General features: G+C 55.8%; 13 protein-coding genes and 1 riboswitch. Of the genes, 2 read left to right on the top strand and 11 right to left on the bottom strand.

Annotated features, from left to right (window positions below; translation table 11 throughout):
* The first annotated feature begins 31 nt into the window (after positions 1-31).
* Positions 32-538, top strand: a complete 507-nt coding sequence (locus tag R1T46_RS04330) for a MarR family transcriptional regulator (RefSeq protein ID WP_317307458.1) — start codon at positions 32-34, stop codon at positions 536-538.
* Here the strand turns inward: R1T46_RS04330 and R1T46_RS04325 are convergent.
* The 3 genes from R1T46_RS04325 to R1T46_RS04315 all read right to left on the bottom strand — a co-directional run bounded on the left by R1T46_RS04325 (position 526) and on the right by R1T46_RS04315 (position 4,946).
* Complete coding sequence (locus R1T46_RS04325) at positions 526-2,628, bottom strand: TonB-dependent siderophore receptor (RefSeq protein ID WP_127401999.1); 2,103 nt, start codon at positions 2,626-2,628, stop codon at positions 526-528. The two genes, R1T46_RS04330 and R1T46_RS04325, sit on opposite strands and share 13 nt — an antisense overlap.
* Before the next feature lie 111 nt (positions 2,629-2,739).
* Complete coding sequence (locus R1T46_RS04320; RefSeq protein WP_317307457.1) at positions 2,740-3,702, bottom strand: helix-turn-helix transcriptional regulator; 963 nt, start codon at positions 3,700-3,702, stop codon at positions 2,740-2,742.
* On the bottom strand, positions 3,702-4,946 hold the full coding sequence (locus R1T46_RS04315) for a D-amino acid dehydrogenase (RefSeq protein ID WP_288075243.1): 1,245 nt from the start codon (positions 4,944-4,946) through the stop codon (positions 3,702-3,704). Before R1T46_RS04315 ends, R1T46_RS04320 begins: the two co-directional genes overlap by 1 nt.
* Positions 4,947-5,122: 176 nt before the next feature.
* A riboswitch (glycine riboswitch) is annotated at positions 5,123-5,221 on the bottom strand.
* Positions 5,222-5,535: 314 nt separating this feature from the next.
* Here R1T46_RS04315 and R1T46_RS04310 point away from each other — a divergent pair.
* Positions 5,536-6,804 carry an MFS transporter gene (locus R1T46_RS04310; RefSeq protein ID WP_317307456.1) on the top strand — a complete coding sequence of 423 codons (1,269 nt, stop codon included), beginning with the start codon at positions 5,536-5,538 and terminating at the stop codon, positions 6,802-6,804.
* 168 nt (positions 6,805-6,972) lie between these two features.
* Here R1T46_RS04310 and R1T46_RS04305 read toward each other — a convergent pair whose 3' ends face one another.
* The 8 genes from R1T46_RS04305 to dmpE form a co-directional block, all read right to left on the bottom strand.
* Positions 6,973-7,929: a 2-dehydropantoate 2-reductase gene (locus tag R1T46_RS04305; protein WP_317307455.1), complete on the bottom strand. Its 957-nt coding sequence runs from the start codon at positions 7,927-7,929 to the stop codon at positions 6,973-6,975.
* Positions 7,930-8,057: 128 nt separating this feature from the next.
* Positions 8,058-8,390: a 2Fe-2S iron-sulfur cluster binding domain-containing protein gene (locus R1T46_RS04300; RefSeq protein ID WP_317307454.1), complete on the bottom strand. Its 333-nt coding sequence runs from the start codon at positions 8,388-8,390 to the stop codon at positions 8,058-8,060.
* Between the two features lie 61 nt (positions 8,391-8,451).
* Positions 8,452-9,387 (bottom strand): catechol 2,3-dioxygenase, encoded by a 936-nt coding sequence (locus R1T46_RS04295; RefSeq protein WP_317307453.1) that lies wholly within the window; start codon positions 9,385-9,387, stop codon positions 8,452-8,454.
* 53 nt (positions 9,388-9,440) lie between these two features.
* A complete protein-coding gene (gene dmpG, locus R1T46_RS04290) occupies positions 9,441-10,505 on the bottom strand; it encodes a 4-hydroxy-2-oxovalerate aldolase (RefSeq protein WP_317307452.1) in 1,065 nt (354 codons plus the stop codon).
* On the bottom strand, positions 10,505-11,419 hold the full coding sequence (locus R1T46_RS04285) for an acetaldehyde dehydrogenase (acetylating) (protein WP_317307451.1): 915 nt from the start codon (positions 11,417-11,419) through the stop codon (positions 10,505-10,507). The genes dmpG and R1T46_RS04285 overlap by 1 nt, the downstream gene beginning before the upstream one ends.
* A gap of 3 nt (positions 11,420-11,422) precedes the next feature.
* Positions 11,423-11,650, bottom strand: a complete 228-nt coding sequence (locus R1T46_RS04280) for a tautomerase family protein (protein WP_317307450.1) — start codon at positions 11,648-11,650, stop codon at positions 11,423-11,425.
* Positions 11,651-11,665: 15 nt separating this feature from the next.
* A complete protein-coding gene (gene dmpH, locus R1T46_RS04275) occupies positions 11,666-12,463 on the bottom strand; it encodes a 2-oxo-3-hexenedioate decarboxylase (protein WP_317307449.1) in 798 nt (265 codons plus the stop codon).
* Positions 12,460-13,257 carry a 2-oxopent-4-enoate hydratase gene (gene dmpE / locus R1T46_RS04270; protein ID WP_317307448.1) on the bottom strand — a complete coding sequence of 266 codons (798 nt, stop codon included), beginning with the start codon at positions 13,255-13,257 and terminating at the stop codon, positions 12,460-12,462. Before dmpE ends, dmpH begins: the two co-directional genes overlap by 4 nt.
* Position 13,258 lies beyond the last annotated feature (1 nt).

Raw genomic sequence — 13,258 nt, 5'->3', positions numbered from 1 at the left:
TACGGTTCGGGGTGCAGATACAGGAGCACTGATGATCGTTAACGAATCCGAAGGCATTCCGAATCGGCTGTTTTTCCGTCTGTTTCAGACGGGAAACATCCTCCAGCGACAGGTTCAGAATGAAATGGGCATCAGCGCCGTTCAGTGGGCGGTGCTTGGAGCCCTGTCACGGGACGGGTTTGAAGACGGTACATCGTTCAATCAGCTCAAGGAGTACCTCTATGTCAGTCGCCAGAACCTGGATGGCGTACTCAAACGCATGGAGCGCGATGGGCATGTGGTGCGTGTTCCTGACCCCCAGGATCGTCGTGCCCGACTGGTCATACTGACGGATACAGGGCGGGTATTCTGGAACAACCTGCAGGACACAATTCAGGAGTTTTACCAGCAAGCCCTGGATGGAACCAGTTTTGACGACGGGGTCAGCCTGCTGCATCTGCTGAATAAACTGCAGCAGGGCATGACCACCATATCGTTATCCCCCGAGGATCTGCCCGACGCTACCGAGTCGGCCAAACCCGCCGATCAGAACCGATAGGAAACCGACGCCGTAACGTTACGTTCTGCCCCGAAGTAACAGAAGTCCAGACTGTTGTAGCAGGACGCCACGTATTCCTTGTCCAGCAGATTGTTCACGTTCAGCCGGGTAGAAACGCCTTCCAGGCCGAGCTTGCTGAAATCGTAGCCCAAGGCCAGATCCACCAGGGTGTAGTCCGGCACCTTTTTGGTGTTGGCATCATCGGCGTAGATGTCCGCGTTGTGACGGACACCCAATCCCGCGTTTGCCCCGTTAAGGACTCCCTGCGTGAACCGGTAACCGGCCCACAGGGTCAGCTGGTGTTCCGGCACCTGGCTGGCGGCATTGCCCTCGCGATAGGCCTCGGACTTCTCAAAGGTGACGTCCGTGAACGCATATCCGGCCTGGACATTCAGGTTCTCCGTCAGCTGCGCCTTGGCTTCCAGCTCCACACCCTGGGACTCAATTTCACCGATGCTGCGGTAGAAGGACTCCTGTGGCTGCTTGGTGGCCAGATTCTCCTGGTTGATGCGGAACAGAGAGAGCGTATACAGGTCCGTGGTTCCCACCGGCTGGTACCTAAGCCCGGTTTCTATCTGCTTGCCTTCACTCGGGGCCAGCAGGTCGCCGTTCTCGTCGGTATAGGCGCTGGGCGAAAACGACGTGGAGTGGGACACGTAGGGTGCAATGCCGTTGTCGAACAGGTAGAGCAGCCCGGCACGGCCACTGAACTGGGTTTCGTCCAGCTCTGTCACTACACCGGTGTCACGATTGGTGTTCTCGATCTCCACCCAGTCGTAACGGCCACCCAACGTCAACCGCCAGCCACCGGTGGCCAGCTGGTCCTGCAGATAGACCCCGGTCTGTTTCTGCTTACGGAGATTGCGTTGCGGGGGGTATAGGGCAGAGGGATCGGCCCCGTACTCAGGATTGAAGGCATCGATGGCCGGAAAGGCGCCCGACGGCCAGACCACGTCGTTCTCACGCTGCTGATAGTCCACCCCCACCAATACGGTGTGATCCACCGCGCCAGTCGTCAATTCCCCCTGAATCTGGTTATCAACGGTGAGTGCCTGCAGATCCTCATCGCCACCGGAGTAGTAGCGGTTAAGCTCAGTGGCCGAGGCCCAGCCGTAGGCATAAACCTGTTTCAACTCAACGTCCGAATCCAGGTAACGGGCTTTCTGCAAGGCGGACCAGTTACGATTGATTCGATGCTCCAGATCGTATCCCACCATGGTCATGTCGCGCCGGAAAAGGTCGTAGTCCGGTTCGCCCTCAAAAAAGGTGTTGTCGATTTTCTGGCCGTCGCGGGACTCCACCGTGCCCTCGTACGGCAAACCGCTGTGGTAGCCACCTTCCGGATCACGTTGAAGGTAGGCCAGCAGAGTCACGCTGGTCTCGTCGGTCATGTCCCAGGTCAGCGACGGGGCAATGGCGCGACGGTCCAGTTCCACGTGGTCCTGTTGCGCGTCAGCAGCGGAAGCAATGCCGGTCACACGATAGGCAACCCGTTGCTCATCATCCACCGGACCGGTGACATCAAAGGCAAAGCTGCGCTGGGCGTTGTTGCCGAGCGAGACACGGATTTCACCCCCATCCCGGAACTCCGGACGCTTGCTGGTCAGGGCAACAATCCCACCAGGGGAGCCCTGGCCGTAGAGAACGGAGGTCGGGCCTTTAACAATCTCAATACGCTCAAGAAACCAGGGATCAATGGCAAAGGAGCTGTAGGAGCCACCGTCGTTCATTACCCGCAGGCCATCCAGATAGGTGTTATTGATACTGCCATCGGAAAAACCGCGGAGAATCAGATAATCGTAGCGGTTGGAAGACCCCACCTGGTTCGTACCCACACCCGGGGTATAGCTGGCGGCGCGCTGCACCGTACGGGCGCCTTTTTCTTCCCAGTCTTCGCGGCTGACAACAGATACTGATTGCGGGGTTTCAATCACCGGGGTATCGGTTTTCGTGGCGCTGCGGGTCGCTGTTACGTTTAGCGCATCCAGCATTTTCGGTTCGCCCTGTTCCTGGGCAACGGCTAATGGCGCGCCGGTGACACCGACAAGGGCCATGGCAACCGCAAATGACAAACGGGAATGTCGGAACATGAAAACCTCACTTGGGTCTAACGATAATTTAATGCGAATTATTCGCTTTTAGATCCAGCATTAGATATGCCAAGTGCCAGAATTTATATGCGGAATGATAAATACCGTGATTCAAACGACGGTTTTGGGAGAAACACCGAACTGGCGCCGGAACGCGGTCGCAAAGTTAGTGGCATGTCGATAGCCGGACCGGTGGGCAGCCTGCTGAACGGAGTATCCCTGCTCCAGGTAATGCCAGGCCAGGTTCAACCGGCACTTCCGCAGATAACCGAACACCGACAATCCGTAGGTCGCACGGAATTTACTACGCAAACTGCTGGGACTCATTGCGGCACGGCTGGCGAGATCCGTCAGGGAGTAATTGTCCGTCGGGGCAAATGCCATCAGCTGACGAATGGCCTCCAGGCGCTGGTGTTCCTGGGTGGACGCGCGACTTTTCCGTTCAATCGCTGGCACCGGCTCCGGAAGACCATAACCCACCAACTGCAGAGCCAGACCTTCCAGCACCAGTGTTTTCTGAAGCTCAGGCAGCCCGACGCCAAGGGGTTGCTCAAGAGCCGTCATGAGAACCGGTGGAACGTCCCACAGCACCACTGGGTCCTGCACCCCCCTGAGCAGGGCTCGCAGTGACCCCTGTTCGGTCTGCGCCGGCAACGGGCCACCGGGATCAAAAGCCAACACAATGGTTTTCAAACGTTGACCAGCAGGCTGATAGGCTGCCAGTGCATATTCCGGTCGTAATTGCAGGCTGGCAGCCATGCCACTCCCAAGCTCCCGCTCGACCGCACCAACCGACAGGCGGATGCGTCCTTCGAGCACGATCACCATCAACAGGGGCGCATGGCCCAGCGACACCGATTCGTAGCTGTGGGAGATCGTCAGGTCGGAATGAGTGAAGCGAAACCCCGACGGTAGCGGGGTTTCATCAATCCACCCCCGGGCGATGGTTGAATCGTCATCGGGGGCGTCATGGCCGTCGACGCCGGGGAAGCGGTAGCTGATTCCGTACTCGCGGCCAAAAGCCAGGAACTCCTGCCTGCCGAACGACGTTAGTTCGGCACGATCTCCCAACACTAGCCGGCTGTACTCGCTGTTGTGCCTGACACCGCGGACGCAACAGCATCCGCCACCATCTCGGCAGTGATTGCAGACAGGGTCCAGCCCAGATGACCGTGACCCGTGTTATAGAACACGGTGGGCAACCGGCCCGGACCGACTCGCGGCATCATATTGGGCAGCATGGGGCGCAGCCCTGCCCAGGGTACGACGCGGCGGGTGCAAACCCCAGGGAAACACTGCTCGACCCATCGGGTGAGCGGCCGGATTCGGTCATCCCGGATATCACGGTTATAGCCGCTGAATTCCGCCGTACCCGCAACCCGGAACCGATCATCTCCCAGCCGGCTGGTGACTATCTTGGTGGCATCGTCCAGCAAACTGACCGTCGGTGCCGCTTCCTGGGAGGCTTGGTCGTCCAGCTCAACGGTGATGGAATACCCCTTCACCGGGTAAATGTTGACTCGGTCCCCCAGCTTGGCGGCCAGTTCCCGGCTACCCACGCCCGCACAGATCACCACACCATCAAAGGTGTCACGAGTTTGCTCTTCACCATCAAACGAGGTGACCCAGGCGTGGGACTGATCCGCACTCAGTTCCGTCACCGAGTGCTCATAACAGGTTTTGACGCCGAGGCGAAGAATGGCCTCCGCCAAGCCATTGGTGAACTTATGGATATCACCGGTTGAATCGCTTTCGGTGTAGAAACCGCCGTAATAGGTCCCCGCCAGCGTGGGTTCAATAGCCCGCATTTCCTCGGGAGTGACCGCCCGACGTTCCAGGCCGCCGGCAGCCAGCAACCTGGAAACATTCGCCGCATGGTCGAACCCGGCCTTGTCACGGTAGATATGGAGGATGCCCTGTTTCTTCAGATCAAAGTCGATCCCTTCGTTCTGCGCCCAGGCAAACAGGTGATCCCGGGCGGCAATCGCAAGGCGTGCGGTTTCCGTGGTGTTCTGTTCGTACTGGGGAATCGCGGCGATGAACTCGGCGAACCAGCTCAGTTTGTGCCAGGAAGGCTTGGGGTTAACCAGCAGCGGCGCATCCCTCCGGGACATCCACTTAAGGCCCTTGATGATGGTCTGCCAGTTGTTCCAGACCTCAGCGTTGGAGGCGGACAGTTGGCCACCATTGGCGAAAGAGGTTTCCATCGCCGCATAACGGTGCTTTTCGTAAACCGTAACATCCAGGCCGCGTTTGGCCAGGGTGTAAGCAGTGGTGATACCGGTAATACCACCGCCAATAACTGCAATTCGCTTCATAATACTCTCCAGGGGCGCCCAGGGTTCCCTTTCTCCACGGCATAAATAAACCATCTGGTAGAAAGCACCCCTTCCGTCTCTGGACCTGAGAGATTCACGCGCCGTTCCATCGGAACCGGCCGCTTGCTCCTTCGGTGTGCCGACGGACGCAGTCGCCGGCAACTCTTCGGAAAGTCTTCACGTCAGCGGTCCTTTTGCCTGAGAGTTTCCGGGGCAGTTGCTCCTTCGGCGCCGGGCCCACGATTGTGCGACTCGGTCTCTCCCGCTGACATGTCTGGCTTCTTGTCTAAACCAATCAGCTTCGCACAATAGCAAATATCTCGTTTTCGCGACACTGATCATGGTCAGACTAGTGAAGGAGCTGGCTCTGTTAGCCAGACCAACGGGTAGCAATGGCCAGTTCAGGTAGCCGGCGAAAAGCGATCACCACAGTAACGCAGCATCTGGGAGACCAGGACGGCGGCAAGCGTCATTTTGCTCCTGCAATGGCAGGGGCGGCCGGATTATCTGTTGCATGTTGCCACGCTATCGTGAACTATTTCCCCACCTGCCACCCCGTTCAAGCCAGTAAGCACAGTGAGCTCATATTGTGGATAAAGCCTTTACCGGTACCTATGACCGGATGATCAATCCGGTCCTGGTCGCGGGCTGCATTATCATTCTCGTCAGTTTCGCGGTTCGCGCATCCTTCGGGCTGTTCCAGTTGCCGATTGCCCTGGAATTCGCCTGGCCGCGTGAATCGTTTTCCCTGGCAATTGCAATCCAGAATCTGTTCTGGGGTATAGGGCAGCCAATTTTCGGAGCTCTCGCTGAACGCTTTGGGGACCGCAAAGCAATTCTTGGTGGTGGTGCGTTTTATGTGACCGGACTGGTGTTGTCCGCGTTTGCCATCACCCCTGGCCAACACCAGTTGCTGGAAATGCTGGTTGGTTTCGGCATTGCCGGTACCGGCTTTGGGGTGATTCTGGCCGTGGTCGGGCGGGCAGCGCCTGACAAGCACCGATCCATGGCACTTGGGATAGCGACGGCGGCGGGTTCTGCCGGTCAGATCGTCGGGCCGCCGGTGGCCAATGCCTTGCTGAGCCAGATGCCCTGGCAGTCGGTTTTTATTGTCTTCGCAGGTTTTATCCTGCTGTCCATGATGGCCTTGCTGCTGATGCGGGGGACGAAACCGCAGCAGCCGACCGGCAGTGAAGAGCCGATGGGTGTGGTGATCAAACGGGCGGTTAAAGATCCTTCCTTCGTGCTTATTTTTATCGGCTTTTTCTCCTGCGGTTACCAGTTGGCCTTCATCACGGCCCATTTCCCCGCTTTTATAACCGAAATGTGCGGCCCCATCGCGCCGGACAGCCTGCTCTATACCCTCGGGGTGACATCGGCATCCGGGCTGGGCGCCATTTCCATCGCACTCATCGGTTTTTTTAACATTGGCGGAACCTTGTTCGCCGGCTGGCTGGGCAACAGATACTCCCGAAAATACCTGTTGGCCATCATCTATCTGCTGAGGACTCTGGTGTCGGCGGCGTTTATCATGACGCCGATAACGCCAGAGACGGTGGTGCTGTTTTCCGTTTCAATGGGCTCACTCTGGCTGGCCACGGTGCCACTGACCTCCGGCCTGGTGGCGCATATTTACGGCCTGAAATACATGGGCACGCTGTATGGGCTGGTGTTCTTCTCCCACCAACTGGGTGGTTTCCTGGGAGTGTGGCTGGGTGGGGCCCTATACGATATCTACAACAACTACACTCTGGTCTGGTGGGTTGGCGTTGGGGTGGGAGCCCTGTCGGCGGTGATTCATTTGCCGGTCAAGGAATATCCCTGGGCTCAGCGGAGAATCGTGGCCACGGGCGCCTGAAAAACCATACCTCGGCGGTGGGTTCTCCTGTCAGTGAACAATAATGTTTGATAAAAACCGGCCTCATTTTCGCGCACTTTCAGAGGTCGGTCGCTGTAAAGTTTGATAATTCTTAACCTACAGCGGATCTAGGCAGCCCTGAGTAAAGACATTAAAGTTTGATGCTTTTTATTCACCCTGAGCTAACCTAGCAAGCAAAGCCTTCACAAGAAACGTGTAAGGCGCTTCAACACCCAAACTCTTGCATCGCTTTAAAACAGCACCGGCAATACTGTCCAACTCCAATGGCCGGCCTTTTTCCATATCCACCAACATGGAAGTTTTGATGGCGTTAAAACTACTTATGAGTTCAAACATTTCTTCGAGATCCTGGCGGGTCAGGTTCACGCCATCCGCCCTTGAAGCCTCAACGGTTTCCGCCATCATTCCGTATACAATTTTTCCGAACTCAGGATGGTGGGTGAGGCTGCGGGTATCCAGTCCTGTCAATGCAGATAATGGATTTACCCCGTTGTTGATAACAAGTTTTCGCCATAGCTCGTAGCGAATGTTTTCGGACACAGTGGTTGGGATATCAGCCTCATTGAACGCATCCGCACACCTTGCCAGCAACGCGGTTCGCGAATCCGGCTGATCGGGCGTCCTGGGCCAAGCCCCCATTACAATCTGGGCAACCCCCTCAGCGAACACCGTTCCCGGCTCTCTTATGTGTCCACCGATACGGACCGCCAAACCACCCAGGACCCGCTTTTCACCGACCACATCTGAAATCATCTGTTCATTGTCCACACCATTCTGCATAGACAGAACAGGTACAGTACCCTGAGTCAGCCACGCCCCCAGTTCCGATAGGACCGACTCCGTCACCGTCGACTTCAAAGCAATAATGACCAGATCAAATTCGTCAGGGTGGTAGCGGTGCACCAAGGTTGCATTATCTAATGCTGGCACCGGACAGTGAATTTGTCTTCCCTCATACTCCACCGTCAACCCAGAATCCCTTATGGCCTCAAGATGACGACCGCGAGCGGTCAGCACCAACTTGTGCCCACCTTCGGCGAGCCTAGCTGCATAATACCCACCGATGCCCCCGGCACCGATCATAAGAATAGAGAACGAAGACACTGGCACCTCTTCAGAAGCCCAATTATAGGAGACACGAAATGCTAGCAGAAAAGAGAACCGTCCATGGTTAGAGTTCGTCGACCAATCCCGTCAACTTATGCAGACACAACCTTTGATTGGAGACAACGTCACTGGTCTGGCTTTGGGCTCTTCTGGCACCTGCGGTGAATTGGCCGTGCCAACTTGCCAATCACTTTTAAGGACAGATCACTCCGGGGCCGGATGCAACAGGCGAGCACCCGCCGCTGGGCAAGCGCTTCGTCATCAATATGCGCTCTACTCATCGGCCGAGCATCGTATTCACCCTCTACCACTTGAACTTGGCAGACTCCACAGCCACCACCACGACACCCAACCGGGATACCGTTTTTTCCTGACCCCATCATGCACTCAAGCACGTTCTGCCGGGCGTCACAGGGGAAGTCCAGATCCAGATCATCGAGATGTATCCGATAGGACATACCAAATTCCTCCACCTGTTTTTGTCATTGTTGGCTTACCGCTTTGTGGTGGTGAGGGTTATCAGGTCATCACCGTCAGAAAACTCTCCCGGGGCGTATTGTCCTGCGAGAACTGGGCGGGACCCATTTCTGACGTGTCCCAGGTTAACGTTGGAGTGTCAGGGTAGTGGACATACCCCCCTGAGAAGACCTCGTTGCGATTGCCCGATGGATCAAAGAAATAAATAGTGTTTCCGCGGGTTACACCATGGCGGTTGGGGCCGACGTCTACAGGTATCCGATATTTTCCGATCATGTCTGCCGCGTAAATGACGTCTGTCGCCGATTCAAGCAGGAACGAGACATGGTGGAATCGCCCAGGCTCCGGCTGTATCACAAACGCCACATCGTGGGGTTTTGTAGAGCAACTCAGGAACAACGCCAGGGAAGCCTCGCTTTCCTGGTCCTCAATACGTTCGGCGAGATCAAAATCAAAGACCTCCTGAAACAGACGCGCACATTCGTCAATATTGGGTCCACCGAGCAAACAGTGGTCCAGGCGGTTGATCCGGAATCCCCGTATCACGCCCTCATCAGGCATTACACCAGGATTTCGGGTGCCCAAGGTGTTGCCAATCTGTTCTTTCTCGGCAAACAGCTGCATCCGGTGGCCGGACGGCAGAGTAAACTCAAGGCGTCGGCCACTTTTTGGATAAACACCCGCCTCGATAGGGGAAACCGATATTCCAAACTTTTCAATTTTTGGTTCAAGGTCGTCCAGAGTGGCATCGTCAAAAACCTTGTATGCGACGTAATCCAGGCCAGCCTCGTCTGCTTCACGCAGCACCACTGAATGATGGTCGTGCTCGTCCCAGGCCTTGAGGTAGATCTGTCGGTTCGTCTCATCGGTCATCACTTCATGCAGGCCCATGCGGTCTACATAATGAGTTCGTGCGTCATCCAGATCGAGAACTCGAATCCCGATCTCACCAAGCCTTAAAACACCTCTGATAGCCATGGTTCACCTCTTTTTGTTGTCGTGATTAAATTTCGTCCAATAACAGGTCAGTCTCAACTGGCCTCGGCCTTCAACAAGCCACGTTCTTTCGCCATCGTCATGGCGGTGTCATCAATCATGTCTTCCTGACCACCAATCATCTTCTGTCGGCCCAGTTCCACCAGAATATCCCGCGCTGGCACACCGTAACGCTTAGCCGCCCGCTTTGCGGGTAACAGGAAAGTGGAATACACCCCTGCGTAACCTAGAGTTAGGGATTCCCGGTCGACACGTACGATGTGGTCCATCATCGGTACGATGACGTCCTCCGCAACATCCATCAGCTTGAACACATCGATTCCAGTCTCAATGCCCATGCGCTCACATACGGCGGCGAACACTTCCAGCGGCGTGTTTCCCGCACCGGCTCCAAGGCCAGCGACTGATCCGTCAATACGGGACGCACCTGCGTCAATCGCCGCGATGGAGTTGGCTATACCCATACCCAGGTTATGGTGCCCATGGAAACCAATTTCCGTTTCCGGTTTGAGTACCTCTCGAAGCGCTTGAACGCGATCCTTTACGTCTGCGGGCAACATGTAGCCCGCCGAATCAGTGATATAAACGGTGTGGGCACCGTAGGACTCCATCAGCTTGGCCTGCTCAGCGAGTCCTTTAGCATCGTTGAGATGCGCCATCATAAGAAAGCCGGTGGTGTCCATTCCTAGCTCACGGGCGCAAGCAATGTGCTGGGGTGAGGTATCCGCCTCCGTGCAGTGGGTCGCCACATGAACGCTGCGGGCGCCTGACTTATGAGCCGACTTGAGTTCATCCATGGTGCCCAGTCCTGGAATAAGCAAGACCGACACTTTGGCCTGCTTCATCCTGGACGCCACTGCGCTGATATATTCCTCATTGCTGGCCATGGCAAACCCATGCTGCAGCGAATTGCCACCAAGCCCAGCCCCGTGGGTCACCTGAACGTACGGAACACCCGCATCGTCCAGAGACGTCGCAACCGTCACCATTTGATCTACGGAAATCTGTTCGCGCTTGGCGTGCATACCGTCGCGCAGACACATGTCGTGAAGAATTACCTTCCGGCCTTCGAGTTCGCCGGCGATCATTGAGTCAGTCATTACGCTACCTCCACAGGCTGGGGATTGAACGTACCTTCGAGAATTTCCTGGGCAAACATTTCCGCCGTCCGGGTTGCAGCGGCGGTCATGATGTCGAGGTTGCCGGCGTATTTGGGCAGGTAATCCCCCAGCCCTTCCACCTCCATGAAGACCGTAACGCGCTTACCGTCGAATACTGGGCCGTTTACCAGCCGGTAACCTGGAACGTATTTCTGCACTTCCTTGATCATCGCTAACACCGATGCAGTAATCGTTTCCTGATCCGGCTCGTTATCGGTGAGACAGGAAATGGTATTCCGCATGATCATGGGCGGGTCAGCTGGATTGATAATTGCTAGTGCCTTGCCCCGTCTGGCACCACCCACCTTGGTCAGCGCACCTGACGTGGTGTAAGTAAATTCATCGAGATTGGCCCGAGTGCCAGGACCGATCGAACGAGAGGAGAGGGTGGCCACAATCTCTGCATAATCCACCGATTGGACATTAGATACTGCGCGTACAATGGGTATCGTCGCCTGACCAGCACAGGAGATCATGTTCACGTTCATTTCATACTTGTCGGTATGTTCTTTGAGATTGACAGGAGGTACGCATAGCGGGCCAATCGCCGCGGGCGTAAGGTCAATCATCAGCACTCCAAGTGCATTCAGTTTACGGCTATTCTCCGCGTGCACGTAGGCACTGGTTGCATCAAAGGCAATCTGGATTCCATCCGCCTCGATATAGGGTAAAAGCCCATCAACGCCTTCAGCTGTGGTCTTCAGACCCATTTCCCGGGCGCGCACCAGGCCCTCGGATTCCGGATCAATACCGACCATCCAGACCGGTTCCAGGTACTCACTGCGCTGGATTTTATAGATCAGGTCGGTACCAATGTTTCCGGACCCGATCAGCGCACATTTGATCTTTTGCATGGTTTAATCCTCTGCTTTTGTTATGTCCGCCAGGTCAGCCTGCTGAGCTTTAAGGGCTGGCGAGACACCTGCTACATAAAACTCGGCACCAGCATGTTCAGTGATAAGAATTCGGACGGATTCGGCCCTTACACCCAGGCTGGATGTCACGGCATCAGTAATTGCTTTCGCGGCACTGGACTTCTGCTCAGTTGTGCGACCTTCCATCAAATGCATCTCGATAATGGGCATTTCTTGCTCCTGTTGTTATTCGCCGAACCGCACGGAAACACTGCCGAGGTCCTGGTAACGGGCAATGACATGGTCGCCCGGTGCTACGGCAATGGCTTCGGTAATACCGCCGCTCATGACAAAGCTGCCTGCCGGGAGAGTCTCCCCCAAGTCGTGGAGGATATTCACCAGCATGGCGACAGCTTCCGCCGGGTGACCGAGCACAGCGGCTGACGCACCCATCCCGACAATCTCACCATTCTTTTCCATCACCACTCCCAGCGCGCGAAGGTCGAGATCCTTCGGGTACCGCGGGCGGCCCCCGCCAACAAACCGGGCGGACGATCCGTTATCAGCAATCACACTTTCGAGGTCGAACTTGAAGCCGGAAAATCGCGAGTCGATGATTTCAATCGCAGGTAACACATAATCTGTCGCATCAAGAACATCCTGTGCGGTGATTCCAGGACCAGCGAGGTCCTTACCGGTCACGAAGGCCACTTCACATTCCACCCGCGGATGCACCAGATCAGAGGTAGATACCACCGAATTTTCGGGTCGGGCCATCCGGTCCGTCAGGAAGCCAATGGATGGAACGTTCACGCCCATCTGTTCCATTTTTGCCTTGGACGTCAGACCCGCTTTCCAGCCAACCAGCGTGTGCCCGCTCTCAATAAAGCGCCGCCGCAACTCTGATTGGACGGCATATCCGTCCTCAATAGTCATACCGGGATATTCGTTGGTCAGTTTGGGTATGGCGTAAGCGCGGGTCTGAGCCCCTTCTACCCGCTCGCAAAGGCGCACAATATCTTCCCGAGTCAGTGTGACGCTCATACTGCGCTCCTCCCTTCAAAGCGGACCTTGCAACTTCCTACACCACCAATCGTGCACACCAACTCATCCCCATCAGTAACCTGCACCAGGTTGGATTGAGAGCCTGATAAAATGACTTCACCGGCCTTGAAGGGAATCCCCAGTTCGCCCAAAGTGTTGGCGAGCCATGCCACAGCGTTGGCAGGGGAACCCTGAACTGCGGCCCCTACACCGGTCGAATAAAGCTCACCATTTTTCTCCAGCACCATACCGGCGAGAGTGATGTCCACTTCACGGGGATCAACTTTGCATGAACTAATCACGTAGACCCCACAAGAGGCGTTGTCAGCTACCGTGTCCTGGATCTTGATCTTCCAGTCGCGAATACGTGAATCCACGATTTCAAAGCAGGGAGCCACATAATCGGTCGCACGGATCACGTCCATGGCTGTGATCCCAGGCCCCTTCAAGTCCTCTTTCAGCACAAATGCCAGCTCTGCTTCGGCCTTTGGCTGAATCAAGTCGTCAAGAGCAATGACATCACCTTCCTGGTAGACCATTTTTGAGGTCAACTGCCCAAAATCCGGTTGAAACACACCCAAAAAATCCTGCACGGCTTTGCTGGTCACACCGATTTTCTTACCAACCACCGTTTCACCTGCATCCAAACGTCGCTGGATGAATCGCAGCTGGATTTTGTAGGCATCGTCAAGACTGATGTCCGGATCTCGCTCAGTGAAAGGCGCGATGGTCCTGCGTTCGACAAACGCCTGATAGAGCTCGTCGCCGTATTGATCAATTATTTTCTGGTCCATG

It is taken from the genome of Marinobacter salarius (assembly GCF_032922745.1).
Lineage (GTDB): Bacteria > Pseudomonadota > Gammaproteobacteria > Pseudomonadales > Oleiphilaceae > Marinobacter.
This window is presented reverse-complemented; position numbering and strand designations above follow the sequence as displayed.

Bases quoted from the DNA above. Each gene is read 5' to 3' on its own strand.
- dmpE (WP_317307448.1), bottom strand. From the start codon at position 13,257: ATGGACCAGAAAATAATTGATCAATACGGCGACGAGCTCTATCAGGCG.
- R1T46_RS04300 (WP_317307454.1), bottom strand. From the start codon at position 8,390: ATGTCCTATCGGATACATCTCGATGATCTGGATCTGGACTTCCCCTGT.
- R1T46_RS04330 (WP_317307458.1), top strand. From the start codon at position 32: ATGATCGTTAACGAATCCGAAGGCATTCCGAATCGGCTGTTTTTCCGT.
- R1T46_RS04295 (WP_317307453.1), bottom strand. From the start codon at position 9,387: ATGGCTATCAGAGGTGTTTTAAGGCTTGGTGAGATCGGGATTCGAGTT.
- dmpG (WP_317307452.1), bottom strand. From the start codon at position 10,505: ATGACTGACTCAATGATCGCCGGCGAACTCGAAGGCCGGAAGGTAATT.
- dmpH (WP_317307449.1), bottom strand. From the start codon at position 12,463: ATGAGCGTCACACTGACTCGGGAAGATATTGTGCGCCTTTGCGAGCGG.
- R1T46_RS04325 (WP_127401999.1), bottom strand. From the start codon at position 2,628: ATGTTCCGACATTCCCGTTTGTCATTTGCGGTTGCCATGGCCCTTGTC.
- R1T46_RS04315 (WP_288075243.1), bottom strand. From the start codon at position 4,946: ATGAAGCGAATTGCAGTTATTGGCGGTGGTATTACCGGTATCACCACT.
- R1T46_RS04280 (WP_317307450.1), bottom strand. From the start codon at position 11,650: ATGCCCATTATCGAGATGCATTTGATGGAAGGTCGCACAACTGAGCAG.
- R1T46_RS04285 (WP_317307451.1), bottom strand. From the start codon at position 11,419: ATGCAAAAGATCAAATGTGCGCTGATCGGGTCCGGAAACATTGGTACC.